The organism is Paenibacillus sp. Marseille-Q4541 (assembly GCF_018310695.1).
Taxonomy (GTDB): Bacteria; Bacillota; Bacilli; order Paenibacillales; family Paenibacillaceae; genus Paenibacillus.
The window spans coordinates 103,942-130,008 of sequence record NZ_JAGXCY010000012.1 but is presented as its reverse complement, the minus strand read 5'-3'; the positions used below and the strand labels follow the sequence as shown (position 1 = coordinate 130,008).

The window sequence follows — 26,067 nt, the reverse complement described above, 5'->3', positions numbered from 1 at the left end:
CTTGTAATCTCAGCAGTAATAATGATTGTAGTTTTAATAGTGTTTCAGGTTCCGAATAATATAAGATACCAGTATGAGAAAAGATTTGGAGATCTAAACACATTTTTTTATGGAGTGGGTATAGGTGTGATGTTGGGTCAAACAAATTACTATGAAGAGGAAGTGAATCTAGATGAAACTAATGAAGTGTCAATTGATATCGATAACTCAAACAGAGAAACAAACTTGTACATATACGGAAAATTCGTGAATAGCCCAGAACCGTTAGTGGTTGTACTGAATGATAAGGTGATTTATAACGGAAAGGCTGAAAATAAGAATGCAGACTTTTACAAAAGATACTATATAGAAAAGCAGTTTGTAGTTCAGTTGAATGAAGCGTTAACTGAGGGAAGTAATAAGCTGATTGTTTCTTCGGGATTGGCATCGGAAAGCTATTTAATTGAAATTAATTGAAATGAGTCTTTTAAGAGGAGTTGAATAAGAATGACGAGGATTGAGAGAGCAAAAGAACTTGTTTATATAATCGATGAATTAGCTAATTTACAAGTAGACAATCTATTACGTACATAGGACAGCAAGAGAAAAAACCAGATATTTCTGAATTCAATAATTATTATGCTTACGAAGAAGAGATGGAGAGATATAGACCAGAGCGAATTCTAGAGGATTATGTGAGTGGCTTAGAGACAAATTATGAAGCTGCTTCTACAAGAATCTATAGTATGTTAACTAAAAGACCTTTAAAAGAATACCTTCAAAATGGGTTGAATATTCTGGGGATTCGTCACGAGATAAAATAAAATTAGCCTTTTGCTAATCATTAAGGAAGGTGCCAATAATGTATTATACTGATAAAAAGAATATAGAATCAGTAGCGGTAATGGCTGATAACAACCTATATAGGTATAGGTTAACGAGAACATGGGATAAAGAAAAAGAAATTGTTGCAGTAATGATGTTGAACCCAAGTAAAGCAAATTCACTCAAAACAGATAACACCATAATGAATCTAACTAATTATTTAATTGATAATGATTTCGGTGGTATTGATATTGTTAATATGTACGCTTATATGGCAACTAAAACTGCCGAACTCAAAAACAAGAGCCAGTCTTATGAAATACATAATAATAATCACATTATTGAAGCTGCCAACCAAAGAGACACTTTTATTATTGCTTGGGGTTCAGATCAGAAGGAGCATGTGAAACGTAAGAGAGAGGTGGAAGCTTTGTTACTGCCTTTCGCTTCCAAGCTTAAATGTTTTGAAGACACACAAGGTAAAAGTCCTCGACATCCTTTGCTTCTGGCAACTGACTGGAATCTTAGATCATACCAATTTAGATATATTTAATGAAACGAATCTTTCAAAAAGAAAGGGGAATCCAATAAAATGTTTCATCATATCACTATTAATAAAGTATTAACTAACGGAACAAAAGCAGAGATTAGAGTTGAGTATGAAGAACGAAATAGTCAGTTCAAAATTAAAGGTGTTGGAATCATTCCAAAAGGGAAGCGGAAAATGCAATACATAGGTGATAATAGAATGACGGATAACTATTCTTATCGTTGCCTAAGCACAGAAGATAGAGAAAAAGTTGAGTTTAAATCTTATGTTGAAGCTGTTGGAATAAATGTGCTAAATGAAGCCTTAAATGAAGCATGGGAAAAGAGTAAGCCGAAGCCAATTGATAACAGTATTTTCGATATTGATTTCGATGTAAGCAACTTCATATAAAATGTGAGTTTTAAGAGAAGGGAGTGTTAAATTTGACTAAAAGATTCGCAATTAAAGAAGCATGGCTACTAGATAATAAAGGTATTAAATCACTCAAAATGGAACAACTTGACCCGAACGAAGCGTTTGAAGTCCATGTTGATCTTGAGCGTGTGAGAGGTAACTTAGGTAATATAACTGAGAATATAAAGAAGTCTAAATAAAATGACTTTTACAGCAGAGGAGATAAAATAGATGAATGAGGAAACTTTAAAAGTGCATATGGATTATCGTGATCTCGAAAATAATCTGTATTTTAAACTTGAAGAAGCACTTGGAACAGATAAAGCAGATGAACTGCTAGATGTATTTATTGACTATCGCGAACAGTATTTAAAGGTAGGCAAGTATTTAGATGAGGAAAGTTATATAGGAAAGAATGGATTTTTAAAGGAAGAATATGAGGGTTTTGAAAGATATCTTAGAGTTGAAATTGTCTACAATTATGACGATGGTTTTTCATTATGTGAATCGACAACTGGCTTATTCAAATTGGTTCCAACTAATTTAATTAGCTTTGAAGTCGAATGATAAAACAAATATTTTATAAAGCTTAGGAGAGATATAAATGGAATTCCTATATACAGTTGAAAAAGGCATAAATGGACAATGGAATGTCATGATGCTCACAAGTGAAGTCATTGTTAATATTGAAACGCGTGATTTAGCAGATATAATTGCCAAATCTTTAAATGAAGCATTCAATGAAGGAAAAAGAATAGGTCAGGACGATATGAAAGAAAAGATTATTAAAAGATTGTTCTCTTAACTAATGAAAGAAACGTACATTTCTTTTAAAAGAGGAGTGAATACATGTCCATTGAAGTTGATATTAAAGTTGTGGTTGCAGCGAATATAAAAGCTCTAAGAAGAACGAAGAATTTATCTCAGGTAGAATTGGGGGAAATGCTATCGCTCGGAAAGACTACAGTGAGTCAATGGGAGAGTGGACAAAAGCTACCGAGTGCAAAAAGCATAAACAAGCTTATTAAATTGTTTAATCTAAAGAGTGAATCGTTATTTAAGTCTGATGAGATAAATCAAGAGTCTTGATCAAATTTTCCTTTGATATAGAAATAGGGAAATATAAAGAAAAAGTCAGTAGAGTTTACTTTCATTCAACAAAAAAAGGGCTAATGCCCTCTTATTTTCCGATAAGTATAACTACCAATAAAGACCAGGCTGCCATTGTTAAACTAAAGGAGATAAACATTTTGTTTGCTGTTGATCTTTTCTCGTTCAGTAAAAGGTAAATAGAGATAAATAAAAAAATAGGCATAAGATATAATCCATAAACTAAAGCAATATCCTGCATTTTACACCCCACATCTTAGATATATTGGAAATGATACTGAAATTAATTGTAGATGTCTATGTATAATTACGAAAGCCTGAAAATGTGATGAAAGGTTGATTTCATTATAATTTAAGATATAAAAATAATTGACTAAATAATATAATGACAATATAATGATATTAATACATAATGATTTGATGAAAGTCCAACTTTACTAAAAAATGGAGGTGGCGATGTGGAGAATGATTAGAACAGCATATAACAACCATTACCAGTAAGCTAGTATATGCTCATCTGATATAATTTAAGATGGGTGATGAATATGTTTATATCTCCGATGCTACTGGAGTATGCTGCAGATAACAAGCCGTTTAACAGCAAGGATTACATAACCGAGCTGAAATTGGATGGTATAAGATTAATAGCAAGCAAGAATGAGAACAGAGTTAGACTTTATACTAGGCACAACAATGAGATAACAGCTAACTTTCCTGAGTTAGTTGATGATATAAAGGAAAATGTACCTGATGGTACCATACTTGATGGAGAACTTATTGTTACTGGGAAAGATGGAAAACCAGATTTCGAAGCAATGATGGAAAGATTTAAATCTCGTAAGAGTAAACATAAGGCTACATTTTGTGTATTTGATATCATTAGATATAAAAATAATGAATTGAAAGATTTACCATTGATTGTTCGTAAGGAGGCTTTGGAAACTTCCTTTTCAAATACAGACAATATTGTTAAGTCTCAATTTTTAGTGGGTAAAGCTGAGGAATATTTTAGTTTAGTTAAGAATCAGCAGCTAGAAGGTATTGTAATGAAGAAAGCAGATTCTAGATATGAAATAGATAAACGATCAAGCAATTGGAAGAAAGTAATAGCTTATGATATGGACGAGTTTTATATAGCGGGATATAAGAAAGATGAATTCGGATGGTTATTATCCGATGGAGAGAAGATACTTGGTGTGATGGAGTTAGGAGTAGGAGAGAAAGAACGCAAAGCAGGATATAAGATATTCCAACAGCTTAAAACAGGTGAGAACAATAAGACAGTTTATATAAAGCCTGTAATCAAAGTTGTTGTTAAATATAGAGGCTACTATAAGAGTGGAATGCTTAGATTGCCTGTGTTTGAATATTTTAAAGTGTGAGGAGGTGATTTCACTGGCAAGACCAGTGAAGTGTCCTGTATGTGAGACATCGGGAGATAGAGAAGGAATGAAGCTAGAAGAAAAGAGTAAGCGATATTATCATGATAAGTGTTATGAACAATACAAGATAAAGCAAGAAGAGACGAAAATAGAAAATGAGCAATGGAATAAGTTGTATCAATACATAGTGGGATTACACGATTTGTTGCTGTTACCAAAGGGCAATATTATGAGATTAAAAGAATTACGTGCTGGATTCGAAATAAAGGATGGTAAGAGGGTAAGAAAGTATAGAACTGGGCCAGACTACGAACTTATGTTAGATGCCTATAAATTAGCAGACAGTAGCATTAGGTGGTGTATAGCTAATACGCTCAAAGGAAGTAATGATGTGAGAGCTATTAATTATTGTATAAGTATTATGATGAATTCTTTAAATGAGGCATTCGCGAGACGTAAGAATAGATTGAGACAACAAGAAGAAATTAGACAGGATCTAGGGAATCAAAATAATTTATACATAGAAACAGAAGTAGTATACAAAGCGAAAAACAAGAATAATAACGATATCTCGAATTTTTTGTAGGAGTGATCTATTGTCAATCAAAGAGAAGCTAAGTAAGGAGATCGTCGCCGCTGAAGGCTATCTAACAGGACTGTTTTGGAAAAATCCAGACAACTATAACTTCTTTTCTGAGGAAAAAATAAACTTTAACTCATTCATGAATAGTGTTTATGGTTACTATTTTACACTTGGTAGAAAGTTGAACGAAAAGGGAATTCGAATATTTGATGATATCTCAGTAGCTCAAATGGTTCAAGAAACAAATACTCAATCGTCTTATGAAAAGTATGGTGGATTTGAGACGATGAATGAGCTGTCATATGAAGTAAGAGATAAGAACGATAACCTAGATGCATATTATTCTGAAATTAAAAAGTACAATCTAATCAATAAGTTGGTTGATTTTTTTGGAGAAAGAGTAGTAACAACTGAAGGAAAATACGACTATAAGAAAATGAGTAAAGAACAATTACATACATATTGGAATGATAAAATTCTTCAATTGGGGATAGACGGGGATAATAAATATGATGAACATTTTCTACTAGAGGGACTAGAAGAAGAAATTATAGATTGGAATGAAAACCCGACAGTCGGACTACCTTTCTTTGAGAGCAAGAGAATGTCTAAAATTACGACAGGATGGGATTATGGACATGTTTATATGTATGGTGGTTTCGGGGGCTCAGGCAAGACGAGTTTAACCGTCAACAAAGTCCTTATGTCTTGTATTCAAAATAAGGAGAAACTACTAGTAATTGCGAACGAACAGTCAATATCGGAGTTCAAGAAAGCTTTGATAGTTACGGCAATGGGTGTTGGCACAAAAGAATATGTAGACAGGCAAAAGCTAAACGAAGGTAACTTTACTAAAGAAGAGAAGCAAAAATTGAGTAAGGCTGTCAAATGGGTCAAAGATTTATGCGAAGGTGATGATAAGTTAATTACATTCGTTTTTATGGAAAACTACATTATGGACGATGTTAAAAAATTGATTAAACATTACTCTGCAAGAGGAATCAGGAGATTAATAATTGATACAGGCAAACCTTCTGAGGGTGACACAAGCATGGCTCGTTGGGAACGGTTTGTCGAGGACATGAAAGAGATCTATAAACTTGCACGTCCCAATGGTGGTGGTTTAAACCTAGCAGTATGGGTAAACGTACAGCTGGCAGATACTGCTTTAAAGATGAGGTTCCTTAATGAATATGCACTTGGAGATGCAAAGAAAATCAAGAACGAAGCATCTGTTTTATTTTTAGGTAGATTTATGTGGGATGACGAATATGAAGGTGGTAAGCACGAACTACTTGTTAATCAGTGGGATGATTTTAGAGGAGAGTTTGTAGACAGGCCCTTAAAGAAAGATAAAGGGCACCAGTATTACCTAATATTCACCTCGAAGAATCGTAGGGGAGCCGACAATAAAACAGGACAAAAAGTATTAGTGCTCAAACCTTACTTTGGCATCAATACATGGTATGAGGTTGGATTTACTACGGTTTACGATGATCACAATTACTAAGAGATTTTAATAAATTTGAGGAGGAGGTTGTGTGTCAGACAGCCTCAAACAGCTAAAAGAACGCATTTATAATGAAGGAACGATTGGCCAATTATTAGAAGAATTAGGCTGCGACAATATCAAAATACATAATGGTAGATCTGGTGATGACTTGGTTACAGCTAGATTACCTAGTTCGAATAATGCAAGAGGTGTGCAGATATATATGAGTCCCAACCTACACACTGAACTCGTAGGAAGGGGAATATCTGGAGATATCTACGCTTTGGTAGGTTATTTATTATATGATTGCAAGAATTTTGATGAAGTTAGAACAAAGTTGTATCAGATTAAAACATACATATGTAATGCTTTAGGTTACGAACACACTTCTAATGATTTCAATGATGAGCCTAAGAATGATTGGAATTGGTGGCTTCGAGACATTCAAAAACAAAGAGCAAAAGTTTACGAAGTAACACAGAACCCTTTGCTCGACTCATCAGTATTAGAAGAGTTGTTAACTTACCCATGGTATGGCTGGTATAAGGAAGGCATTAATATTGAAACTCAAATTGAATTTGGCATAGGATTTCATATTCCAACAAGCCGAGTGTCTATACCCATACATAACAATAAAGGTGAGTTAATTGGGATAAAAGGTAGATATGTAGGGCAAGAAAAAGATTTGTTGGATCATAAGAAGTATAGCTACATTTATCCTTGTAGTAAAACTATAGAACTATTTAATTATCATAGAGCAATTAAATACATAATGGAGAAAAAGAAAGTCTATGTGGTTGAAGGCGCAAAATCTGTTATGCAGCTTTGGTCTTGGGGAATAAAGAATGCTGTATCAATAGAGGGTGATAAAATCTCGCCAGTACAAGTTAAACTACTTAAAGAACTAGGGTTAGATATCGATCTAATTTTCATGTGGGACAAAGGTAAGGATGAGGATTTTATTAAGAATCAGCTCAGACAATTTAAAAGCAGAAGAGTGCTCTACCTATATGACAACAAGGATAGATTTCTTGATAAACAATCTCCAGTTGATAATGGGATTGATATGTTTAAAGATTTATTAATACATGATAAACACACATATACTGCTTGATGTCGAATAATGTATACATAGATTGAAGATGCGTGAAGACACATATAATACATTTCATTTAAAGGAAAATAATGGTTGACATAATTATTAAAAATAAATATAATTTACTTTATGAGATACGAAAGGGATGAGATGAGAATGTCTGATCGGCTCATTGAAACTAGTAGTCTTGAAGATGCAAGCCACTTAATAGTACACAAGCTGCTATTTGGTGGAGCAAGTGACCATCTAACCGAGGGGAGAAGATACGAGTTAATTAATGATAGTAGTTTTGATGAGGAATACATTCTAGACGATAATAAAAAACAAACATGGATCTCAACTTTAGCCTATGTAGCGAAGACAAGGTATTTGAAAGCAGCGAACTAGATTCTAGGATATACATATGAGGTCGTCTGGTGAATGATGACCTCTCTCATAATATTGAACGTAAAAATAATTAATTATAAAAGTAGGATTTCATAAAAATAAATTAGGAGGAAATACATAAATGTCTGAAATGAAAAAGTATATGGATATCGTGAGGCTTGGACACAAAACAACGGCAGGGGTTTTAAAAGAAGGTGACTATATCGTAATTCAAGAGAAACTAGATGGGGCAAATGCTTCGTTTAAGCGTGCAGGTGATTCTATCATTGCTTTCTCAAGAAACACGCAGCTTTCACAAGAGAACAATCTTCGAGGGTTTTATGAATGGACGCAGACACTTGAAGCAAGCAAACTTTTGGAAGGAGTCATCTATTTCGGTGAATGGCTTGTAAAGCATAAAATCGATTATGGCAGTAATGCAAATCAGTTTTATCTGTTCGACATATTCGATAAAAACACACAAGGATACCTTAACTTCTCGGTGGTAAAAGATGAGGCAATTCGTTTGAGTCTTAATCTTATCCCAGTATTTTACGAAGGTGACTATCAATCATTTGAGCACTTGGAATCATTCATTGGTAAAACAGTGCTTGGCGTTAACGAAGGCGAAGGGATCGTTGCGAAGAATGTTGATTATCAAGATCGATATGGAAATCAACTCTTTGTGAAACTGGTTTCTGATTCGTTTAGAGAAGTTCAAAAGCAAAAAGCTCCTAGATATCCAAACTTTAAATCCGCAGAACAATCTGCAGTAGAATCAGTTCTTACTAAAGCAAGAGTTGAAAAACTTATCTATAAACTAGTTGACGAGAATTTGCTTGATGATCAGTTTGGAATTGAAGATATGGGAACTATTCTTAAACAACTTGGCAATCGAGTCTATGAAGATATCGTTAAAGAAGAGCGTGAAGTTATTAAAGAATTTGAAGAGAAAAATGTGCGTAGAGTCATCGGCAAGTCTCTACCACTTATTGTTAAGTCGATTATCACAGAAAAAGAGGCAGCTTAGTAGGTCTTTATGAAATTTGAATTTGGTGAGAAAAGGAGAGATTAATCTGAAAGTAAATCATATTTACCTAGAACCAATACATCAATACGCTTATAGAAGACCTGATTGTGATATTCCTTTGATCACTGGTCTCGCAGAAGTTGAACCTGATAATGAAGAAAGAGAAAGACTGTGTTTTGAAGTTACATATGAAGATGGATTCAGGGATTATGTTCCAATGAGTGAAGTTGAAGAAGGCAACTATAAATTTGTAGTTCAATAAGACAACCAAAGAAGAGTTTCATTAAGAAGGAGAGTGCGAATGAATATCTGGAATAAGCCTATACGCATCAATAATGGTTGTAAAGTGAAAGAGTTTGATAGAGAGTCCAAGACAAACAATAGACAATACGGAATTACAAATTGGATGGTTGGAACATGCGTTTATCCTTGGACACCTTGGGTGCAAATACATATAGGATATTGGTCGATTCAGATTAAATGGTACTTAATTGTGGCTGCAATGTGTGGACTTAGCTTTATTGGCGGTACTCTAATTAATTAATCATGATAAAAACATACTTTTATGAGGAGATGAGTTAACTTAATGAATACAACGAAAGCCCACAATATCCTTGTTTCAAAAGAACGGAAATACGAGAATCTAACTTTCAAACAGCTTTATGAAGATATGCTAAGTGAAATAGATACATATGAAAAATCAGGTATGCTGGATGAATTAATGAAACAAAAAGTTACAGTTCATGCATATGACGCAGAGGGCAAGATTGTTGCAGTAGATTTAACCGATCTAATTGGTTGGCTTGAAAATGGGAATGTAATGACGATAGGTCAAGTTAGGGATGTTTATTTTTAATCAAATACTTTTATGAGGAGGAAGGACAATGAAAGACACGGAGTATGCAGTACTCGAATGGGTAGATTCTGATAGTGATGATGCCAGCGTTATTTGTAAAAATCTAAGTTTGGATATGGCGACAACACTAGTCAATATTGCTCCATCGCACCTATACCGTGAAATTTTAGAAATGTCTGAATTGAGAAATTAAAAGGGGATACATATATGTTAACTAATGATCAAATAGCAACAAAGATAATCAATTTAATGTGGAGTCCCAAAGAAGATGATTCAGCAGAGTTCGCTGTTCAATTATTCATGGAGCATCTTTTGCTAGATAAAGGCGAAGAGTCATGGACGAGAGATGAAATGTATCGGCTAATCAAGAAGAAACTGTGTCAATTGGATTCTGAAAAGGGCTCAATCTATGCACGGGTTGCTGCTGAAACCTCTTAAAGGAGAGTGTGCTATGGAAGAAATAAAGAAGTTATGGGTTCTTATTGATTATGTTCAAGAAAAAGCGAAGAAAGCCGAAGTAGGTACGCCTGAACATAGGGCATTATTAAATGAATGGAATGACTTGTTGAACAAGCAATATGAGTTACTAGAGTCAAAGTATAAGAAATCTTGATCAAATTGCTCATTCATAAACAAATTGGAGGTATGGGATATGTTTAAAGAGTATAGTTTTGTGGCAAAAGCAAAGACACCATTAGCTTCAAGAGGATTAATAAATCAAGAAAACGAAGACGATTTACTGTCTACCCAGTGGGGATTAATAGATCGTCATGCTCAATGGGGTGGGTATCCCACTATAGTCGGAGTTGTGTCGATTGATGCTACAAAGAACACAATTAACATTCCGCATTATAAATTATTGTTTCCTAACGGAAATGTAGATTACGCGAGAGTAGATAATTTTAATAGATTCTATGATTTCATCCCCAATTTCTAAGCTAGGAGTGATAACTAATAGAGTGGAAACAGCGTAAACCGAGTAAAAGATTAAGCAGGTACGACAATGTATATGAGAAGTTAGCTGAGATCAATGAGATCGACAACTTAGATGAGTTTTTGAATCCTGATGAAAGCCACACTCATAATCCATATTTGTTGATGAACATTGATTCATTAGTTGAGAAAATCATTCGTGCTATCAAAGGTAGCGAAAAAATAGTGATTTTCTCAGATCCCTGACTACGATGGCGTAGTAAGTGGAGTCATACTATACAAGTATCTTTCCAAATTCACAGATAATCTTGAACTTAAATACACGGAAAGAAGTCAAGGACATACAAGCAATAACATAATTCATCAGATAGACGATGATACAGACTTATACATAGCAGTTGATAGTAGCAGTAATGACGTAGCACCACTTAAATACCTGGCTGACAAAGGAATCGACTGTTTAGTAATTGACCATCACACAATCCAAGAACATAATCCATATGCAATAATCGTGAATCCTCAATTAGAGGAATGTCAGTATCCAAATAAAGATGCTTCAGGTGGATTGTTGGTTTATAAAGTTTGCAAAGTTTTAGACGACTACTTAGGTACAGAGTACGCTGATGAATACATAGATTTAGCAGGTTTTGCAGTAGCAGCAGATATGATGGACATGAGAAATATGGAGAATAGATATTACTACAAGAATGCTCTAATCAATATCCACCACAAAGGTATGAAGATGTTATTTAAAGAGATGGGAAAAGATCCTAAGAATCTGTATGGATTAGACTTTGCCTTTGGAGTTTCACCAGCAATTACAGCGGCTACACGAGCAGACAATATTAAGTTGGCCATAGACTTCTTGCTCTGCGATGATGAAATGAAACTTAAGAAGTATGTCAAAGAGCTAGTTAAGCTAAACGAACGTAGAAAAGAGATACAGGCAGAGGCAATAGATCGTCTTAAGCCAAATATCGATGAAGCTGATAAAGTGATTATATTGTATGATCCAACTATAGGTAAGGGTTATAACGGGTTGGTTAGTCAGGATATTTCTAAACTCTATAGTCGACCAGTTATCGTATTAGGCGATGGAGAAGAAGTAAATGTTTATGCAGGAAGTTTTCGAGGATTAGAAAATGAATTCTCAATGATGGAACTATTGCAGAACTGTAAGTTCGCACATTATGGAGCAGGTCATGATGGAGCAGGGGGAACAGCAGTCTACAGTCATGAAATCGATAAATTAAGGCATGAACTCAACGCAAAACTTGCTAACTGGAAACCTGACAATTCCCTTTATTATGACTTAGAGATAGATTGTAGAGATGTTACAGAAGAGCTAATCAACGATATTCAGGAATTCTATAGAGTATCAGGGAGAAACTTTACTCCAGGTAAGTTCAAGATTATCAACTTGTTTGTAGCAGACAAAAAACTTATAGGCAAAAGCAACAATACGGTTAAGATTGATTGCGATAATATTATAGCAATGAAGTTCAAAACAGATGAAGAATATTACAACAGTGTTCCGGTGTTCTGTAGTATTGAAGCAATTGGAACATTGAATATTAACACATGGATACAGTATAAGCCAAGATATAAAGTCAATAAGTATCTGCAGCTATTCCTGGAAGATTATATTGTAGCCAATTAACAGTTAAAAATAAAAATAAAGGTGGTATTTAGAATGGATAATAATAAATTAGAGCAAATCAACAAAGGTAATAAAGGCTATGGTAGTTAAATTTAGTGGTCACGCCGTAACTCGTTGCAAACAGGCTGATGAGAATATACATAGATTGAAGAAGATCGTAGTTGGGCTACCTAACATAACTGGAAAAATGAGATGGAGAACATCGAGAGGTGTGCTTGTAATTGAAAGAGTAAATTCTGATTTGGTACTAGATGAAGACATTTATCCCTAGTTACAAATTCACTAGAAATAGAAGTGATAGATATAGAAAAGGTTGTCATGTGTATTAAATAGCAGCTTAGATAAGGAAGATGATACATGAATTTATGGAAGATTCGAATATGGGTGGATACATTTATCCACCTTATATATGAGTGTGAAAGAAAGGGTGAAGCGATTGCTCCAACAATGGAAAGATGAAGTTATTGAAATCAATCAGAAATGCAAGGATTTTAAAAGTGGCACAGCTAGAAGTTATTTAATTGATGCGAGAAATAAATTGCAAAAGAAGATATCAGATGAAGAAAATAGATTGCGTAGTATTCCAGAGATAAGAAACATAGATGGCGTAAATATAGAAATACCACGTTATTTAAGATATGGATACGACAAATATACATATGAAGTACACGACAACATTCTTTATGTTTTAGACAGGACTAAGAAGTTCGATAATGACGGAAGCTATCACTGGTTTAACTATGTATGGATTCCTCAAAAGGAAAATAAATATGCTTTGCTTTCTGTGAGGTTATTGGGTGGAGATAGATTTGGAGACAGATATTTTTTAGGGGTGAGTTACTTTAAACACCCAGCTGATGAACACTCTTATCTACATAAAGAGATTCAGCCAAACAATAGAACATATAAGCCCTATGCTGATATCGTGGTTAGAGAAGTACTAGGAGTTTAAATCAAAGAACAGTTTAATGAAAATAAAAATAATTAAGGAGATACTTTATATGAAATTCATGGATATTGATCACGGAAGAGATGAAACTAGGATTGTTATCAAGGATACTCTTGAGGAGACCATCAAGTATTCTACTTTGTATAAGGATAATTATCCGAACATAAAAGAGTTGTGCATGTCGTTAATCGATATGGTTAAGGGTAATGGAATTGATTTTGTACATATTGATACGTCAGGATTTGGCGTAGGTGCTTATGGTTACTTGAAAACGTCGGAAATAGGAGATCGAGTTGTTGGCTTCAGATATACAAAATTCAAATGATATACAAGTTTGATAAAGAAAGGAGATGTGAAAAATCAAAACGGTTGGGTATATGCTGGCATTTCTTCTTTTCATAGTAATACTAGAAAGTTTAGTTGATGGTTATATTCCTGGCAGACTGCATTTTGAAGTTGGACTTCTTGTTGGAGTTTTATGGGTCACTTTAGAGACGAGTTTCGAGAAACTAAAGAAGCTGAAAGGAGACAGCAAATGAAAGTCACATCACCACTCTTAACGCAACTTAGAGACGATTTAGTATTTGAGCTTGAAACATTGATAGGATTTTATAGTGAAACAGAGTCGAACAACTCCAATTATGAGGATGCTATTTTGGGATTGAAAGAAGCTTTAGATGTGGTACATGAAAAGTTTGATATATACATATAAAAATAAAATTAAAGGAGATTAAGAATTCGCAAAAATTGCAGCGAGTAATTGTGAATAATGATGGAGATTTACAAACAAGTAGGCTTCCCAGCGGTGAAGAAATGATGAGTAAGATAAATGAAATTGTTGACTGGATTAATATAAACGAAATAACTATTAATAAAATACGAAGGGAACATGAAATGAATGAATTCAGAAAGTTATTTAGAAGTTAACCAAAGATATATTTAATTGAGAAAGGCGGTTACGAGAAATGAGGACAATAGAGCGAGTGTTGATATCAACATTTTGTTACTTATTGGGCTATCACTTATCAATCAATTACCTACCAAGCGGATGGAGCTTTACTTTAGGATATCTGTGCTGCTTTATTGTTATTGTCTTATATATATTACTTGATAAATTATACTCAAAGCAGAGTTCTTAAAAGTGAGATTTGAATAAGAATTTATAGGAGGACTATATGATTTGTTTGCTTGTTGTTTCGGTTATCTGTATAGGATTTTTGATTCATTCTTTGATTTATGAATGTCCTGATATTGTTGAGGGAGTTTTAAGCATAGTGCTTACCGTATTCGCTGTAGTCGTAATTAATTTAGTAGTGTTGTCGATAACATCAACACTTGTAAGCAGCTCTTATGTAAAAGTGACTCAATCCGAATTGGTAGCACTCCAAGATAGTAATAGTAACTCAAGAAATTTTTTCTTGGGAACAGGTGGTACTAAAGGATCAATAAACTATACATATATCACTAAAGAAAACGATGAAATGAAAATGAACTCTCTTAACGTAGAAGTTGCGTCACTTATTTACTCTCCAGATCCAAGAATCGAAAAATACGAGAAGTATTTTGATAATAAGGTTATTAGATTTATATTTGGTGACCAGCCACTTTATACTGATACAACTTATAAACTCTACATACCCGAAGGAACAATTAAAGAGAATTATAATGTAGATCTACAGTAATTTTAAGTAAAAGGCGTATTTGATAAAGATGAAATATGCGACTCCTTTAGCACGTTTACTTAAGTTGTCTTCTCGTATAAACTACATATGAGCCATTGAATCTATAATGTTATAAGGAATTGATAGTATATGTTACATAACGTTGTTGGGATTTTAGTAGGAATGCTTATAACTTATATTGGTTATTTTAATGTTCGCGATTTTTTTGACGACATTAAAGATGGGGTTAATAGAAAAGAGGATAACCCGAAATTATTTGTTACTATAACATTGGAGATTGTTACATCATTTTCTTCTTTGGGATACATATTGCTGATTGTCGGAGGTATAGTTTTAATTCTATATAGTATTTTCTTGATTCTTTTCTAAGTTTATAGAAGAGTCGTATAATGCGACTTCTTCTATATATTCAATATTTGGGGATGAAATGTAGCTTCTATGAAGAAAGAAATAAACTAATGGTTGCATTTTAGAAATAAAAATAATATACTAAATTACATAAGGGGGTGGCGAATTTGTATATAGAATGCAAAAAAGATGTGGTGATTGAATCTACTGAATATTTTACAAAAGGTAATTTGTATCCAATTGTGTTTGATGGTGAAAAGCAGATTTTATCTACAAACAATAAACATCAGGAGCATGTAGTTAGCTGGTACGAACAAGATCAAAGAGATCCATTCTTTAAAGAGCATTTTAAAATAGTCACAATTTAAGGAGCTGCAATGTTTAAGATTAAACTATATGAGGATAAGCGATACATACAACATGTGCAGGATGACACCGGAAGAGATATAGCATTTAGAAATTACTTAGAAGCCGACAGCTTTGGAAGAGAAATTAAAGCAAGCCATAGTAATTTGATTAGATATGTTATGGAGAAAGTGTAGCAATATGAATGACATAACAAGAGAATTATCCAGAGTGCTGATCTCTTGCTTTACTGAAGAGATGAGCACAGATTTAGAAAGCAAGTTGCATAGCCAGGGATATATTAATAAGAAATTAAAGCAGTACTTAGGAAGTAAGCAATTTAAGGAATACGATAAGTATGGCGATGAAGTTTGGGAGAATGCATGGACAGAGTTTGATAGTAATATTAAAAATAAAAATAAAATACTATAGGAAGTGATAAATTGCTTAAGCTAGGCAACAGAGAAGTATCTGATATTTATGTTTTTGATGAATTCGGAAATAAAGTAGCAACTTTAGATTCATTAAAAAACACTAAGTTAATTAATACCGATTATCCAACAAAATTATATATAAGTGATGCTTTGCTCAATCCTGATATGCTGAATTTTTTATCTAAAAAAGAGCCCTCGCAGCATATTTCGGACTATGAAAAACTTCTGAAGCAGGGAGTAAAATGTAGAACTTTTGTTTTTAATAAAACCAAGAAGAAATGTAAAGTGATTGCTCTTACACAATATCGAGATGAAGGAGGTTTTGATAGACAAGTGTATTATGAGTTTCCAAGGGCCTCTGTTAGCACAGCGATTGACTATGAATCGAATGGATTTGATCATGCACCAACCGACCTAGTGTTTGAAATACTGCCTTTTAATGAAGATGGAGATACATATAAGTTACATATTGAAGAACGTGATTACCTATTTACAAAAGAAGAGATACAACAAGAGATTAATAAGTTTAAAGATCAATTATTCGGTTGTCTTTCTTTTAAGACTGGTGAAGTCACCGATAAAACAACAACACCGACAATGAAATTAGCAAAACTGAATAAAGGTAAACACGTATTATCAGCACAAGATGTTCCAGAAATACAAATTGAAAATTTAAAACTAAACCATAACTGGATACGATATGCTGATAATTAATTCATTTTAAATCTATATATAGTACATAAAACATTATTAAATTATTCTTTTATCAAATATATAGAAGGTGAAGCATTTGATTGTAGTTTATGATTCGCTAACTGGTAATATTGAGCGGTTCATTAAGAAGTTAAAGAATTTTGAATGTATCAGAATAACCGAAGACATGAGGATCAACAAACCATTCGTTTTACTTACTTACACTATAGGATTTGGAGAGGTTCCTAAGAGTGTATCTAAATTTCTTTCTAACAATGATCAGTATTTAAAAGGTGTTGCTGGAAGCGGAAATATGAATTGGGGAGCATTTTATTGTGGAGCAGCTGAGAGAATTTCTAAGTACTATAATGTTCCCTTGATTCATAAGTTTGAGCTTTCTGGAACAATGAATGACGTAGATAAATTTACTCAGGGGGTTAACTGTATTGTCTGAAAAAGTACCTAATTGGATTAAGTTAAACAATGAAATCATGATTCAGAAAGATGGCCAGTATCAATTTGAGAAAGATAAGCAAGCAGTCAATAGTTACTTTATTGATTATGTAAATCAAAATACAGTATTCTTTCACAATCTCAAAGAAAAATTAGATTACTTAGTAGAGAATGATTATTACGAAGAAGAGTTCCTAAACGAGTATACACATGATCAAATTAAAGAAATTTATAATATTGCTTACGATAAAAAGTTTAGATTTTCATCTTACATGAGTGCCTTTAAATTCTATAACGACTACGCACTTAAGACTAATGATAAAAAGAAGATTCTAGAGAGATATGAAGATCGAATTTCAACAGTTGCATTGTTCCTAGCTGATGGTGATTTCGAGAAAGCTAAGAAACTTGTTAAAGCAATGATTAACCAAGAATTACAACCTTCCACACCATCATTCCTTAATGCTGGACGTAAACGTGGTGGAGAAATGGTAAGTTGCTTCCTTATGGAGGTAGGGGATTCACTAAATGATATTTCAAAAGCTCTAGATATGTCCATGCAACTGTCTAAAGTGGGAGGAGGAGTATCACTTAATCTTAGTAAGATTAGGGCAAAGGGAGAAGCAATTAAAGATATTGATAATGCTACTAAAGGTGTAGTTGGAGTAATGAAGCTATTCGACCATGCTTTTAGATATGCCGATCAACAAGGGCAAAGACAAGGTAGTGGCGCTGCATATCTGAATATCTTCCATGCTGATATTAACGACTTTTTAGACACAAAGAAGATTAGTGCTGATGAAGATGTTCGTGTTAAAACATTGTCCATTGGTGTAGTAATCCCAGATAAATTTATTGAACTAGCCAGGAAAGACGTAGATGCTTATGTGTTTTACCCTCATACAGTTTTCAAGGCATATGGGAAGTATCTAGATGATCTAAATATTGATGAAATGTACGATGAGTTGATTGAGAATCCTAGAGTTCGAAAAGATAAAGTTAATCCAAGAAAACTACTAGAAAAGATTGCAGCATTACGTTTTGAGTCAGGCTATCCTTATATCATGTTTGAAGGTAATGTAAATCGGGCGCACGCTATAAATAATTTAGGTAAGATAAAGTTCAGTAATTTATGCAGCGAGATCCTTGAGTTTACAGAAGCATCGGAATATAAAGACTATGATCAAGAAGATAGTTTGGGTTTTGATATCTCATGCAATCTCAGCTCAATGAATATTGCTAATGTTATGGATAATAAATCTATAAAAGAAACAACTAAGATTGCTATTGATGCTCTTACTGCAGTTGTAGAGAAAACTAATATCGTTAATGCTCCTGCAGTTAAGAAAGCAAATGATCTAATGGCTAGCATTGGTTTAGGCGCTATGAATCTTCATGGATATCTAGTGAAGAACAAGATTTCATATGAGAGTGAACAAGCGAGAGATTTTGCCAATACATATTTTATGATGGTTAATTATTATTCTATTGAGAGATCAATGGAGATTGCGAAAGAAACAGGTAAGAAGTTTTATGGATTTGAAGGTAGTGATTATGCAAGTGGGAAGTACTTTGAAAAATATCTAACTAATGACTATTCTCCTGAGTTTGAGAAGGTTAAGCAGCTGTTTGTTGGAATGGACATTCCTACTAAAAAAGACTGGGCTAAACTCAAAGAAGAAGTAGCAAAGTTTGGACTTAGAAACTCTTATAGATTAGCTATTGCTCCAACAGGATCTATTTCTTATGTTCAGTCTGCTACAGCTTCAGTCATGCCAATTATGGAACGAATTGAAGAGCGCACATATGGTAACTCAAAAACATACTATCCTATGCCTTATTTAACGCCTGAAACTTGGTTCTTTTATAAAGAAGCTTACGATATGGATATGTTCAGAGTAGTAGATATGATTTCAACTATTCAAGAACACGTAGACCAGGGGATTAGTTTTACACTGTTTATGCGCGACACTCATACGACACGTGATTTGAACAAAATTGATTTATATGCTCACTACAAGAACATTAAAACTTTATACTATGCCAGAACAAAAGACACTTCTAGAGATGAATGTTTATCTTGCTCTGTTTAAGAAAGGAATTGATTAATTGACTAAAATTTATGATGCTGCAAACTGGTCTAACCAAGAAGATGATTTCACGCAAATTTTCTACAATCAGAACGTAAAACAGTTCTGGTTACCTGAAGAAATATCACTAAACAGTGATCTACTAGTATGGAAAACATCGATGTCTCAAGTAGAAAAGGAAACCTATAAGAAATCACTGGCGGGGCTCACTTTGCTCGATACAGAGCAAGGAAACACTGGAATGCCCATTATCTCCAGCAAGGTAAAAGGACATCAAAGAAAGGCAGTCCTTAACTATATGGCTATGATGGAAAATGCCGTTCACGCTAAATCATATTCAAATATCTTCATGACGTTGACATCAACAGAAGAAATAAGAGAATTATTTAGTTGGGTTGAACAGAATAAATACTTACAGAAGAAAGCTGACACAATCGTATCTATCTATGAAAATGTCCTGGATGATGAGATCTCTCTCTATAAAGCAATGGCTGCATCGGTATTTTTGGAAAGTTTTCTATTCTATAGTGGATTCTATTATCCTCTGCTTTGTTATGGACAAGGTAGAATGATGCAAAGTGGAGAAATCATAAATCTTATCATTAGAGATGAGGCTATTCACGGAGTATATATTGGCTTACTAGCACAAGAAATCTATAATAAACAAGAAGATAAAGTAAAACAAGAGCTGCAAGAATATACAATGCAATTACTATTGAGTCTATATGAAAATGAACTGAGATATACGGAAGATGTTTATGATCCATTAGGGATAAGTCATGATGTGAAAAAGTTTGTGAGATACAACGCTAACAAAGCTTTACAAAACTTAGGCCATGAAGCCTACTTTGAACATGAGGAAGTAAATCCTATTGTGATTAATGGCTTAAACACTAAGACTAAATCTCACGACTTCTTTTCAATGAAAGGACAGTCATACGTAAAGGCAAATGTAGAAGCGCTTAAAGATGAGGATTTCTATTTTGGTGATAACTAAAGGGAGAATATGATGAAGAAAACTGATTTTGAGAAAGTAAGAGAGTTTCAAAAAGCATTTAATTGTCCAGCGCCAGACGTACCAACTGCATTAGATGATAAGCTAGCAATGAATAGAGCTTCTTTTATCCTGGAGGAAGTTATTGAACTCCTTTATGCTACTGCGGGAACCAAAGAGCGCTTTGATAAAATGTTTGTAGAGCTTATGGGTGAAGCAGGTAAAACTTATGAAAAACAGTTAACTAAGCCTTTTCCTGAAGATAAACTGATTGGTCAAATTGATGCATTGACGGATATCTCTTATTTCACAAATGGAGGCTTCGTAGAAACGGGTGTTGTCCCAGATAAAATATTTAACTTAGTTCATTCAGCTAATATGTCTAAGATTTTTCCAGATGGAGAGCCACACTATAACGAGGTAGGTAAGGTTATTAAACCTGAAGGTTGGGAGGCTCCAGAGCCATTGATTGAAGAAGAGATTAATCGTCAAATTAAACTGGGCGCAAAACGTTTCGAATAATACATATCAGGCGGTGGTTAATCCACTGCCTTTAAATTTGAACAATAAGGGAGAATTAGTATTTGAATAAACTAGATCAAGATTACTTAGAGCTGTGTAAATTCATTCTTAATAACGGAGTGAAGAAAGAAGATAGAACTGGAACAGGAACAGTATCGGTTTTTGATTATACAATCAGGCATGATCTAAGTACTGGATTTCCACTTCTTACAACTAAAAAAGTACATCTCAAATCAGTCATTCATGAACTTCTGTGGTTCTTGAGTGGCGAGACTAATATTCGCTATCTAAAGGAAAATGGTGTTCGTATATGGGATGAGTGGGCTGACGAGAATGGTCAATTGGGGCCAGTTTATGGCTCACAGTGGAGAACTTGGCAGCCTTCTAAAGTAGACTGGGATGATGACTTAGAGATCACCTATATTACTGAGGAAACCATTGATCAAATCTCGCAAGTAATTAATTCTATTAAAACAAATCCTGATTCGCGTAGACATCTTGTATCAGCTTGGAATGTAGGAGAATTAGAAGATATGAAGCTGCCACCATGTCATTATGCTTTTCAATTTTATGTGGCCAACAATAAGCTTTCCTGTAAATTTAATATGCGTTCTACAGATGTATTCTTAGGATTACCCTTTAACTTGGCATGTTACGGACTACTTACAATGATGATTGCTCAAGTTTGTGATTTGGAACTTGGTGATCTGATTTATTCTGGTGGGGACGTGCATATTTACAGCAATCATCTTGAACAAGTAAATATGCAATTACAAAGAGTGCCAAGAGATCTACCAACAATGAAAATTAATCCCGAAATTAGAAACATATTTGATTTCAAATACGATGACTTTTCACTAGAGGGTTATAATCCGCACCCAGTTATCAAGGGGAAAGTGGCAATTTAAAGTTAATCAAATAGTTTAAAAATAAAAATAATTTAGTTATATACAACATAATACCAATGTGATATGATGAGTACAGGTTAAAGAACCTGTACTTTTTCTTTATATAAAGGAGAGATGAGAACAACTGAATATTCTTTATAGTGTAGTACCTGCAGCAATTCTAATAATCTTGATTCACTACAACAAGAACAGATTACTAAATGATTTGAAAGCACTACTTAATAACAACTACAGCGAAGATATTTTCACCTCAACATGTATCGCATACATAAGTTACGGCCTTATCACTCTCATCACATCAAGTGTTTTACCACCCTGGGAATTACCAACAATACATATCAATATCCCGATTGTTTACGTGTACAGTATCATTTTTAGTCCAGTGTTAGAGGAGCTATTGTGTAGGAAGTATATCTATCATAAATTTATGAGGTTCACCAACAACAACTTCTGGATAAGCGCATCAGTTGCAGCTATTATATTTTCAATATTACATTTCAACCCTGTAGGATTCTTTGGATACATAGCAATGGGATTAACGTGGAGTTACTTTTACAGAAAAACAGACAACATCTTTGTGCCGATTACGAGTCATGCATTGTATAACGTATTTGCACTAATAGTAATATCAATAAGGGGATAATTAATTGAAACCAAGCAAAATTGTAGAATTCATAGTATCGCGTTGTTGGAGTGGGGATGAAATTAGATCAACTAGTTTTGTTCTGAATGACACTTTTGTATTAGAAGGCGATAAGTACAAGCTAGATGAAAAACTATTACAAGATTTGATTAAGTATCAAGAATTCTCAATTAAACCGTACTCAGTAACAAGAATAGGAAGCGACAAAGTAGTGAGTGTAAGTGGCAAGAGGACTACAATTTAAAAAGGAGAAGATTAATGAAAATTAGCAAAAGTGTCATTGAGGAATATAAAGTTATGTGTCCAGCAAGCGCACAGAAAAGTGGAACTGACGAAATAATCGAGTATAAGATTCGGAGAGCAGTTGATCTTGGAAAGGTAGTAGACATCAGAGGAGAAGAGTTTCACATTCAATACTTTTATAATATCTTTGTTCGTAAAAATAACTCAGTTGTTAAAATGTATAAAAGTAACAGCAATGATAGATACATAAATGTTAGCGAAAGAGTTAAACAGAAATACGATTTAATACATAGTAAGGTGCTCGTATGATTAAGAAAACTAAAGAGATTAGACCAACACAAGTGTGGTTTGAGACAGAGAAAGATTTCGTGGAGTTTATCTCATATGTAGAAAGTACAGAAAAATCTCAATCCGAGGCTGGAAAACGAATGAGAGAACTAATGAAAAAACATAGAGAATCCAAACCACAGGAAATACAATAAAAATGTAATTTTATATAGAAAGGATAACCATGGAAAAAGATCATTTAGGAATGGATGTAGAGTATGAATACATAGAAGTAGAGTTGAGCGACTTAGATGTTGGCAAGTTTGAATTTATAGTCAAAGGGAAGAAGGATTCCTACAATATTATAGGCAGAGGGAAGGTTCTAATTAAAAGAAGAAGATGGACTGATGAATAATAAATATAAAGGAGATGAGTCAAATAACTCTTACAATAAAACAAAAAGCTTTTGATCAAATAATGTTGGGAATTAAGAATAATCAAATCAACTTTGATGCTGAAGGTGGATGTGCCTGTGGACGCTTAGAGGTAAAGCTAAGTGAGCAATTATATATGAGTGTGTATCGATCATGTAGAAAGGCTTCAACCACTCCAGATAATCAGTTATGGCACTTAGATGGATTTGAATTTCACACAAGAACTTATGACGCTTTTTATGATGATGAAGAATCTGACTTTGAAAAGATTAATATGAAACTAAACAAAGAGCAGGAGAAGGAACTCATTGAGCTTCTTGAAGAAGTAACGATTGATATGTGGGGAGAAAAATATCGTTGAATAATAATGATACTAATTTTAATGGAGATGGAATTCATGCGAAAAATGCTAGTCCCACTATTGATAAGACATTTGAAACAAGACTTAAACAAAGAAGGTTACTACAATATTGAGCATCTAAAAACAGCTAGATGCTGCATCTGCAATGACTATATACCCAATGTTATTGTTCCAGCAAAGAAAGAAAAAGAGTGGCAGAAGCTGTGTAAAACATGCACAAGATTCATATAAAATACCTGATTTATGAAGAAAACACATCAGCAAATGCTGAAGAGGGAGAGATAATATGTTTATAGTAGCAGTTAAAAGTGGTACGAACGGGTATTACGACTATGATAATTGCGATATGGTGATTGCAGAGATTCCAAGTAACAACATCCCAAGAATAGGTGAGATTCTTGAGTTTGGTAATGCTGAGAATCGAAATAGGAAGCAATATTTGGTCAGAGAAGTTAAGCGTGTTTTTAATCATAAAACCGATAAACAAGATTTTGGTGAGTGGACATATGTCTATGTAATTAATGCTTAATTAGGATTTTAAAGACAAAACATAACAAAGCACATTTGTTTTATTAAAAATAAAAATAAAGAGGAGAATGAGAAATGACATTAGAAAACAATATTAAAGACGTAATTAACACTAAATTGGAAGATGGAACTATTGAAAGATTGATTGGAGAGCAGTTAGAAAAAGGTGTGGTTAATGCCTTAGAAAATATGTTCAGATCATATGGAGACGTTACAAAAGTGATTGAGGACAAAGTTAAATCCGTAATGATTCCTTACTTAGAAACTTATGATTATTCTGAATACATAACTAAATTAGATAGCGTACTAGTCGATGTACTAAAAAGTTCAGCATTAGATAATAAAAAATTACTTCAAAATTTCAAAACACTAATGACTGTAGACGAAGAGAAAAAGTCTATCAAAGCAACTGAGTTATTTAATACTTGGATGAAATATGTTGCCAAGAATGTTAAAACAGATGAACTTGAAATTGATTACGACGATGGAGTTAGTTACGAAAATGCAGAGGTTAGCTTTGCAGTTGAATATAACGAGAGTAAAAGTTGGAGCACTTTTGAATATGCCGTACTAACATTTGAGTGTGAACATGATGAAGATATGAATTTTGAGATTAGTCTTTCTCGATGGAATAAGGATTCTGATAAAGGATGGGATATGAGATATGACAAGAACCACGACTTGAAATCGCTTAGACACTTGAATGATTTCGAAGTACTGCTGATGAAACTATCTCAGAATAACAAAAAAATCATTCTGGATAGTGACTATGAATCAGATGAGGTTCAACCAGAAGCAGAACCAGAAGCAAGTTTTAGTTAAATAATATTAATCATAGTAATGGAAGGATTGAATGACATGAGAACACTAGCAATCAGTGACATACATGGCTGCTATGATCAATTCAACACTATGCTTGAGAAAGTCAACTACAATCCAGGATCAGATAAGTTAATTCTCTTGGGTGACTATGTAGACAGAGGTATCAAAAGTAGACAGGTTGTTGAACAAGTAAAATCTTTGCGCGAAGAACATGGAGTAATCGCTCTTAAGGGTAATCATGATCAAATGTTTGTCGATGCGATGTTAAAGGGCGAAGATGAACTTTGGTTGAATAACGGAGCTTACCAGACAGTAGAGAGTTATTGTGGGTTTGATTTCTTCGAGGAACAATTTGAGTGGGATACATACGAGAAAGCAAAAGCGTTTATTTTAAAACACTATGAACATCACATTGAATTTCTAGATTCCCTACCTTATTACCACGAAACAGATAATTATATATTCGCACATGCAGGAATCAATCCATTTTATAGCACATGGGAACATACACCCGATGATGATTTTCTATGGATCAGAAGTATCTTTTATAAAAATAAAATAACCAATACGGATAATAAGAAAGTTGTATTCGGACACACGCCAACTAGTTATTTACAGGAAAGTGATGGTATCTGGTTTAGTCCTGATGGAGATAAGATTGGCATTGATGGTGCTTGCGCTTATGGCAGACGATTGAACTGCTTAGAGATTACAGAAGAAGGAATATACATCGAACATACTGTTAAGAAAGGAGAAACGAGGAATGTTTAAATTTCAGCGTATTGTCTCAGGCGGTATAAAATGGCAAGATAACTTATACATAGAGGATGAACCTATCGGGGGCATAGGATTTGATGAAGACGGTTTATATATTAAGACTAAAAGGTATTTGACTCTTAAAGAATTAAACTTGTTAATTGCTCAACTGGTCAAAGGCGACCCAAGACTATTAGATGAGAAAGTTGAAATAACTTTATATAAATAGATTTGAATCAAACCCATATTTCTTTTAGAAAGGAAAATACATATCAAATCATTATTGAAAAGAATGTACATAGAACTAGATGAATACTATGATGGATTAGCTAAGTTTCTG

The 26,067-nt window shown here is 33.8% G+C and carries 43 protein-coding genes; all 43 read left to right on the top strand.

Annotation, left to right across the window (positions count from 1 at the left end; translation table 11 throughout):
* Positions 1–456, top strand: a 456-nt coding sequence (locus KFT32_RS14570) for a hypothetical protein (RefSeq protein ID WP_211747948.1), incomplete at its 5' end; no start/stop codon positions are given.
* Between the two features lie 385 nt (positions 457–841).
* On the top strand, positions 842–1,357 hold the full coding sequence (locus KFT32_RS14565) for a DUF1643 domain-containing protein (protein WP_211747947.1): 516 nt from the start codon (positions 842–844) through the stop codon (positions 1,355–1,357).
* Positions 1,358–1,396: 39 nt separating this feature from the next.
* A complete protein-coding gene (locus KFT32_RS14560; RefSeq protein ID WP_211747946.1) occupies positions 1,397–1,744 on the top strand; it encodes a hypothetical protein in 348 nt (115 codons plus the stop codon).
* Positions 1,745–1,776: 32 nt separating this feature from the next.
* The gene (locus KFT32_RS14555; RefSeq protein ID WP_211747945.1) at positions 1,777–1,947 is read left to right on the top strand and encodes a hypothetical protein; all 171 of its coding nucleotides are present in this window, start codon (positions 1,777–1,779) and stop codon (positions 1,945–1,947) included.
* 31 nt (positions 1,948–1,978) lie between these two features.
* A complete protein-coding gene (locus tag KFT32_RS14550; protein WP_211747944.1) occupies positions 1,979–2,314 on the top strand; it encodes a hypothetical protein in 336 nt (111 codons plus the stop codon).
* Between the two features lie 37 nt (positions 2,315–2,351).
* The gene (locus tag KFT32_RS14545; protein ID WP_211747943.1) at positions 2,352–2,552 is read left to right on the top strand and encodes a hypothetical protein; all 201 of its coding nucleotides are present in this window, start codon (positions 2,352–2,354) and stop codon (positions 2,550–2,552) included.
* A gap of 44 nt (positions 2,553–2,596) precedes the next feature.
* Positions 2,597–2,836 carry a helix-turn-helix domain-containing protein gene (locus tag KFT32_RS14540; protein ID WP_211747942.1) on the top strand — a complete coding sequence of 80 codons (240 nt, stop codon included), beginning with the start codon at positions 2,597–2,599 and terminating at the stop codon, positions 2,834–2,836.
* A 566-nt stretch (positions 2,837–3,402) separates the two neighbouring features.
* On the top strand, positions 3,403–4,239 hold the full coding sequence (locus KFT32_RS14535; protein WP_211747941.1) for an ATP-dependent DNA ligase: 837 nt from the start codon (positions 3,403–3,405) through the stop codon (positions 4,237–4,239).
* A 67-nt stretch (positions 4,240–4,306) separates the two neighbouring features.
* Positions 4,307–4,825: a hypothetical protein gene (locus KFT32_RS14530; RefSeq protein WP_211747940.1), complete on the top strand. Its 519-nt coding sequence runs from the start codon at positions 4,307–4,309 to the stop codon at positions 4,823–4,825.
* Between the two features lie 10 nt (positions 4,826–4,835).
* Entirely contained in the window at positions 4,836–6,332 is a 1,497-nt protein-coding gene (locus KFT32_RS14525) for a DnaB-like helicase C-terminal domain-containing protein (RefSeq protein WP_211747939.1), read from the top strand.
* Positions 6,333–6,363: 31 nt separating this feature from the next.
* Positions 6,364–7,428 carry a hypothetical protein gene (locus KFT32_RS14520; protein WP_211747938.1) on the top strand — a complete coding sequence of 355 codons (1,065 nt, stop codon included), beginning with the start codon at positions 6,364–6,366 and terminating at the stop codon, positions 7,426–7,428.
* Positions 7,429–7,566: 138 nt separating this feature from the next.
* Positions 7,567–7,797 carry a hypothetical protein gene (locus tag KFT32_RS14515; RefSeq protein WP_211747937.1) on the top strand — a complete coding sequence of 77 codons (231 nt, stop codon included), beginning with the start codon at positions 7,567–7,569 and terminating at the stop codon, positions 7,795–7,797.
* Between the two features lie 121 nt (positions 7,798–7,918).
* Entirely contained in the window at positions 7,919–8,806 is an 888-nt protein-coding gene (locus KFT32_RS14510; RefSeq protein WP_211747936.1) for an RNA ligase family protein, read from the top strand.
* A 16-nt stretch (positions 8,807–8,822) separates the two neighbouring features.
* Positions 8,823–9,068, top strand: a complete 246-nt coding sequence (locus KFT32_RS14505; protein WP_211747935.1) for a hypothetical protein — start codon at positions 8,823–8,825, stop codon at positions 9,066–9,068.
* Between the two features lie 39 nt (positions 9,069–9,107).
* Positions 9,108–9,350 carry a hypothetical protein gene (locus KFT32_RS14500; protein ID WP_211747934.1) on the top strand — a complete coding sequence of 81 codons (243 nt, stop codon included), beginning with the start codon at positions 9,108–9,110 and terminating at the stop codon, positions 9,348–9,350.
* 42 nt (positions 9,351–9,392) lie between these two features.
* Positions 9,393–9,662 carry a hypothetical protein gene (locus KFT32_RS14495; RefSeq protein WP_211747933.1) on the top strand — a complete coding sequence of 90 codons (270 nt, stop codon included), beginning with the start codon at positions 9,393–9,395 and terminating at the stop codon, positions 9,660–9,662.
* A 28-nt stretch (positions 9,663–9,690) separates the two neighbouring features.
* The gene (locus KFT32_RS14490) at positions 9,691–9,855 is read left to right on the top strand and encodes a hypothetical protein (RefSeq protein WP_211747932.1); all 165 of its coding nucleotides are present in this window, start codon (positions 9,691–9,693) and stop codon (positions 9,853–9,855) included.
* Between the two features lie 14 nt (positions 9,856–9,869).
* Positions 9,870–10,100 carry a hypothetical protein gene (locus KFT32_RS14485; RefSeq protein ID WP_211747931.1) on the top strand — a complete coding sequence of 77 codons (231 nt, stop codon included), beginning with the start codon at positions 9,870–9,872 and terminating at the stop codon, positions 10,098–10,100.
* Positions 10,101–10,113: 13 nt separating this feature from the next.
* The gene (locus tag KFT32_RS14480; RefSeq protein ID WP_211747930.1) at positions 10,114–10,275 is read left to right on the top strand and encodes a hypothetical protein; all 162 of its coding nucleotides are present in this window, start codon (positions 10,114–10,116) and stop codon (positions 10,273–10,275) included.
* 39 nt (positions 10,276–10,314) lie between these two features.
* Positions 10,315–10,599 carry a hypothetical protein gene (locus tag KFT32_RS14475; protein WP_211747929.1) on the top strand — a complete coding sequence of 95 codons (285 nt, stop codon included), beginning with the start codon at positions 10,315–10,317 and terminating at the stop codon, positions 10,597–10,599.
* Positions 10,600–10,833: 234 nt separating this feature from the next.
* Positions 10,834–12,255, top strand: a complete 1,422-nt coding sequence (locus tag KFT32_RS14465; RefSeq protein WP_349304912.1) for a DHH family phosphoesterase — start codon at positions 10,834–10,836, stop codon at positions 12,253–12,255.
* Between the two features lie 436 nt (positions 12,256–12,691).
* Complete coding sequence (locus KFT32_RS14460; RefSeq protein ID WP_211747927.1) at positions 12,692–13,207, top strand: hypothetical protein; 516 nt, start codon at positions 12,692–12,694, stop codon at positions 13,205–13,207.
* Positions 13,208–13,256: 49 nt separating this feature from the next.
* Positions 13,257–13,529, top strand: coding sequence for a hypothetical protein (locus KFT32_RS14455; RefSeq protein ID WP_211747926.1), 273 nt, complete (start codon positions 13,257–13,259; stop codon positions 13,527–13,529).
* A gap of 210 nt (positions 13,530–13,739) precedes the next feature.
* Entirely contained in the window at positions 13,740–13,916 is a 177-nt protein-coding gene (locus KFT32_RS14450; protein WP_211747925.1) for a hypothetical protein, read from the top strand.
* Positions 13,917–14,379: 463 nt separating this feature from the next.
* Positions 14,380–14,886, top strand: coding sequence for a hypothetical protein (locus KFT32_RS14445; RefSeq protein WP_211747924.1), 507 nt, complete (start codon positions 14,380–14,382; stop codon positions 14,884–14,886).
* A gap of 515 nt (positions 14,887–15,401) precedes the next feature.
* A complete protein-coding gene (locus KFT32_RS14440; protein ID WP_211747923.1) occupies positions 15,402–15,602 on the top strand; it encodes a hypothetical protein in 201 nt (66 codons plus the stop codon).
* A gap of 178 nt (positions 15,603–15,780) precedes the next feature.
* On the top strand, positions 15,781–16,011 hold the full coding sequence (locus KFT32_RS14435; RefSeq protein WP_211747922.1) for a hypothetical protein: 231 nt from the start codon (positions 15,781–15,783) through the stop codon (positions 16,009–16,011).
* 11 nt (positions 16,012–16,022) lie between these two features.
* Positions 16,023–16,727 (top strand): hypothetical protein, encoded by a 705-nt coding sequence (locus KFT32_RS14430; protein WP_211747921.1) that lies wholly within the window; start codon positions 16,023–16,025, stop codon positions 16,725–16,727.
* Between the two features lie 76 nt (positions 16,728–16,803).
* Positions 16,804–17,160, top strand: a complete 357-nt coding sequence (gene nrdI, locus KFT32_RS14425; protein ID WP_211747920.1) for a class Ib ribonucleoside-diphosphate reductase assembly flavoprotein NrdI — start codon at positions 16,804–16,806, stop codon at positions 17,158–17,160.
* A complete protein-coding gene (nrdE, locus tag KFT32_RS14420) occupies positions 17,153–19,252 on the top strand; it encodes a class 1b ribonucleoside-diphosphate reductase subunit alpha (RefSeq protein WP_211747919.1) in 2,100 nt (699 codons plus the stop codon). The genes nrdI and nrdE overlap by 8 nt, the downstream gene beginning before the upstream one ends.
* Before the next feature lie 16 nt (positions 19,253–19,268).
* Positions 19,269–20,246: a class 1b ribonucleoside-diphosphate reductase subunit beta gene (gene nrdF / locus KFT32_RS14415; protein WP_211747918.1), complete on the top strand. Its 978-nt coding sequence runs from the start codon at positions 19,269–19,271 to the stop codon at positions 20,244–20,246.
* A 9-nt stretch (positions 20,247–20,255) separates the two neighbouring features.
* A complete protein-coding gene (locus KFT32_RS14410; protein ID WP_211747917.1) occupies positions 20,256–20,765 on the top strand; it encodes a pyrophosphohydrolase domain-containing protein in 510 nt (169 codons plus the stop codon).
* A gap of 62 nt (positions 20,766–20,827) precedes the next feature.
* The gene (locus KFT32_RS14405) at positions 20,828–21,673 is read left to right on the top strand and encodes a thymidylate synthase (RefSeq protein ID WP_211747916.1); all 846 of its coding nucleotides are present in this window, start codon (positions 20,828–20,830) and stop codon (positions 21,671–21,673) included.
* 358 nt (positions 21,674–22,031) lie between these two features.
* Positions 22,032–22,316 carry a CPBP family intramembrane glutamic endopeptidase gene (locus KFT32_RS27690; RefSeq protein ID WP_481856340.1) on the top strand — a complete coding sequence of 95 codons (285 nt, stop codon included), beginning with the start codon at positions 22,032–22,034 and terminating at the stop codon, positions 22,314–22,316.
* Between the two features lie 4 nt (positions 22,317–22,320).
* A complete protein-coding gene (locus tag KFT32_RS14395) occupies positions 22,321–22,560 on the top strand; it encodes a hypothetical protein (RefSeq protein ID WP_211747914.1) in 240 nt (79 codons plus the stop codon).
* 14 nt (positions 22,561–22,574) lie between these two features.
* Positions 22,575–22,868, top strand: coding sequence for a hypothetical protein (locus KFT32_RS14390; protein WP_211747913.1), 294 nt, complete (start codon positions 22,575–22,577; stop codon positions 22,866–22,868).
* Positions 22,865–23,041 carry a hypothetical protein gene (locus KFT32_RS14385; protein ID WP_211747912.1) on the top strand — a complete coding sequence of 59 codons (177 nt, stop codon included), beginning with the start codon at positions 22,865–22,867 and terminating at the stop codon, positions 23,039–23,041. The genes KFT32_RS14390 and KFT32_RS14385 overlap by 4 nt, the downstream gene beginning before the upstream one ends.
* 29 nt (positions 23,042–23,070) lie before the next feature.
* Positions 23,071–23,241 (top strand): hypothetical protein, encoded by a 171-nt coding sequence (locus tag KFT32_RS14380; protein WP_211747911.1) that lies wholly within the window; start codon positions 23,071–23,073, stop codon positions 23,239–23,241.
* A 14-nt stretch (positions 23,242–23,255) separates the two neighbouring features.
* Positions 23,256–23,621, top strand: a complete 366-nt coding sequence (locus tag KFT32_RS14375) for a GFA family protein (protein ID WP_211747910.1) — start codon at positions 23,256–23,258, stop codon at positions 23,619–23,621.
* Between the two features lie 286 nt (positions 23,622–23,907).
* Positions 23,908–24,150, top strand: a complete 243-nt coding sequence (locus tag KFT32_RS14370; protein WP_211747909.1) for a hypothetical protein — start codon at positions 23,908–23,910, stop codon at positions 24,148–24,150.
* A 74-nt stretch (positions 24,151–24,224) separates the two neighbouring features.
* The gene (locus tag KFT32_RS14365; RefSeq protein WP_211747908.1) at positions 24,225–24,971 is read left to right on the top strand and encodes a hypothetical protein; all 747 of its coding nucleotides are present in this window, start codon (positions 24,225–24,227) and stop codon (positions 24,969–24,971) included.
* Positions 24,972–25,007: 36 nt separating this feature from the next.
* Positions 25,008–25,742 (top strand): metallophosphoesterase family protein, encoded by a 735-nt coding sequence (locus tag KFT32_RS14360; protein ID WP_211747907.1) that lies wholly within the window; start codon positions 25,008–25,010, stop codon positions 25,740–25,742.
* The gene (locus tag KFT32_RS14355; RefSeq protein WP_211747906.1) at positions 25,735–25,956 is read left to right on the top strand and encodes a hypothetical protein; all 222 of its coding nucleotides are present in this window, start codon (positions 25,735–25,737) and stop codon (positions 25,954–25,956) included. The genes KFT32_RS14360 and KFT32_RS14355 overlap by 8 nt, the downstream gene beginning before the upstream one ends.
* Positions 25,957–26,067 lie beyond the last annotated feature (111 nt).

Bases quoted from the DNA above. Each gene is read 5' to 3' on its own strand.
- KFT32_RS14455 (WP_211747926.1), top strand. From the start codon at position 13,257: ATGAAATTCATGGATATTGATCACGGAAGAGATGAAACTAGGATTGTT.
- KFT32_RS14365 (WP_211747908.1), top strand. From the start codon at position 24,225: ATGACATTAGAAAACAATATTAAAGACGTAATTAACACTAAATTGGAA.
- KFT32_RS14375 (WP_211747910.1), top strand. From the start codon at position 23,256: ATGAGTCAAATAACTCTTACAATAAAACAAAAAGCTTTTGATCAAATA.
- KFT32_RS14545 (WP_211747943.1), top strand. From the start codon at position 2,352: ATGGAATTCCTATATACAGTTGAAAAAGGCATAAATGGACAATGGAAT.
- KFT32_RS14500 (WP_211747934.1), top strand. From the start codon at position 9,108: ATGAATATCTGGAATAAGCCTATACGCATCAATAATGGTTGTAAAGTG.
- KFT32_RS14495 (WP_211747933.1), top strand. From the start codon at position 9,393: ATGAATACAACGAAAGCCCACAATATCCTTGTTTCAAAAGAACGGAAA.
- KFT32_RS14565 (WP_211747947.1), top strand. From the start codon at position 842: ATGTATTATACTGATAAAAAGAATATAGAATCAGTAGCGGTAATGGCT.
- KFT32_RS14385 (WP_211747912.1), top strand. From the start codon at position 22,865: ATGATTAAGAAAACTAAAGAGATTAGACCAACACAAGTGTGGTTTGAG.
- KFT32_RS14540 (WP_211747942.1), top strand. From the start codon at position 2,597: ATGTCCATTGAAGTTGATATTAAAGTTGTGGTTGCAGCGAATATAAAA.
- KFT32_RS14485 (WP_211747931.1), top strand. From the start codon at position 9,870: ATGTTAACTAATGATCAAATAGCAACAAAGATAATCAATTTAATGTGG.
- KFT32_RS14390 (WP_211747913.1), top strand. From the start codon at position 22,575: ATGAAAATTAGCAAAAGTGTCATTGAGGAATATAAAGTTATGTGTCCA.
- KFT32_RS14355 (WP_211747906.1), top strand. From the start codon at position 25,735: ATGTTTAAATTTCAGCGTATTGTCTCAGGCGGTATAAAATGGCAAGAT.
- KFT32_RS14550 (WP_211747944.1), top strand. From the start codon at position 1,979: ATGAATGAGGAAACTTTAAAAGTGCATATGGATTATCGTGATCTCGAA.
- KFT32_RS14445 (WP_211747924.1), top strand. From the start codon at position 14,380: ATGATTTGTTTGCTTGTTGTTTCGGTTATCTGTATAGGATTTTTGATT.
- KFT32_RS14510 (WP_211747936.1), top strand. From the start codon at position 7,919: ATGTCTGAAATGAAAAAGTATATGGATATCGTGAGGCTTGGACACAAA.
- KFT32_RS14475 (WP_211747929.1), top strand. From the start codon at position 10,315: ATGTTTAAAGAGTATAGTTTTGTGGCAAAAGCAAAGACACCATTAGCT.
- KFT32_RS14410 (WP_211747917.1), top strand. From the start codon at position 20,256: ATGATGAAGAAAACTGATTTTGAGAAAGTAAGAGAGTTTCAAAAAGCA.
- KFT32_RS14435 (WP_211747922.1), top strand. From the start codon at position 15,781: ATGAATGACATAACAAGAGAATTATCCAGAGTGCTGATCTCTTGCTTT.
- KFT32_RS14530 (WP_211747940.1), top strand. From the start codon at position 4,307: ATGAAGCTAGAAGAAAAGAGTAAGCGATATTATCATGATAAGTGTTAT.
- KFT32_RS14515 (WP_211747937.1), top strand. From the start codon at position 7,567: ATGTCTGATCGGCTCATTGAAACTAGTAGTCTTGAAGATGCAAGCCAC.
- KFT32_RS14450 (WP_211747925.1), top strand. From the start codon at position 13,740: ATGAAAGTCACATCACCACTCTTAACGCAACTTAGAGACGATTTAGTA.
- KFT32_RS14360 (WP_211747907.1), top strand. From the start codon at position 25,008: ATGAGAACACTAGCAATCAGTGACATACATGGCTGCTATGATCAATTC.
- KFT32_RS14560 (WP_211747946.1), top strand. From the start codon at position 1,397: ATGTTTCATCATATCACTATTAATAAAGTATTAACTAACGGAACAAAA.
- KFT32_RS14480 (WP_211747930.1), top strand. From the start codon at position 10,114: ATGGAAGAAATAAAGAAGTTATGGGTTCTTATTGATTATGTTCAAGAA.
- KFT32_RS14535 (WP_211747941.1), top strand. From the start codon at position 3,403: ATGTTTATATCTCCGATGCTACTGGAGTATGCTGCAGATAACAAGCCG.
- KFT32_RS14490 (WP_211747932.1), top strand. From the start codon at position 9,691: ATGAAAGACACGGAGTATGCAGTACTCGAATGGGTAGATTCTGATAGT.
- KFT32_RS14370 (WP_211747909.1), top strand. From the start codon at position 23,908: ATGTTTATAGTAGCAGTTAAAAGTGGTACGAACGGGTATTACGACTAT.
- KFT32_RS14380 (WP_211747911.1), top strand. From the start codon at position 23,071: ATGGAAAAAGATCATTTAGGAATGGATGTAGAGTATGAATACATAGAA.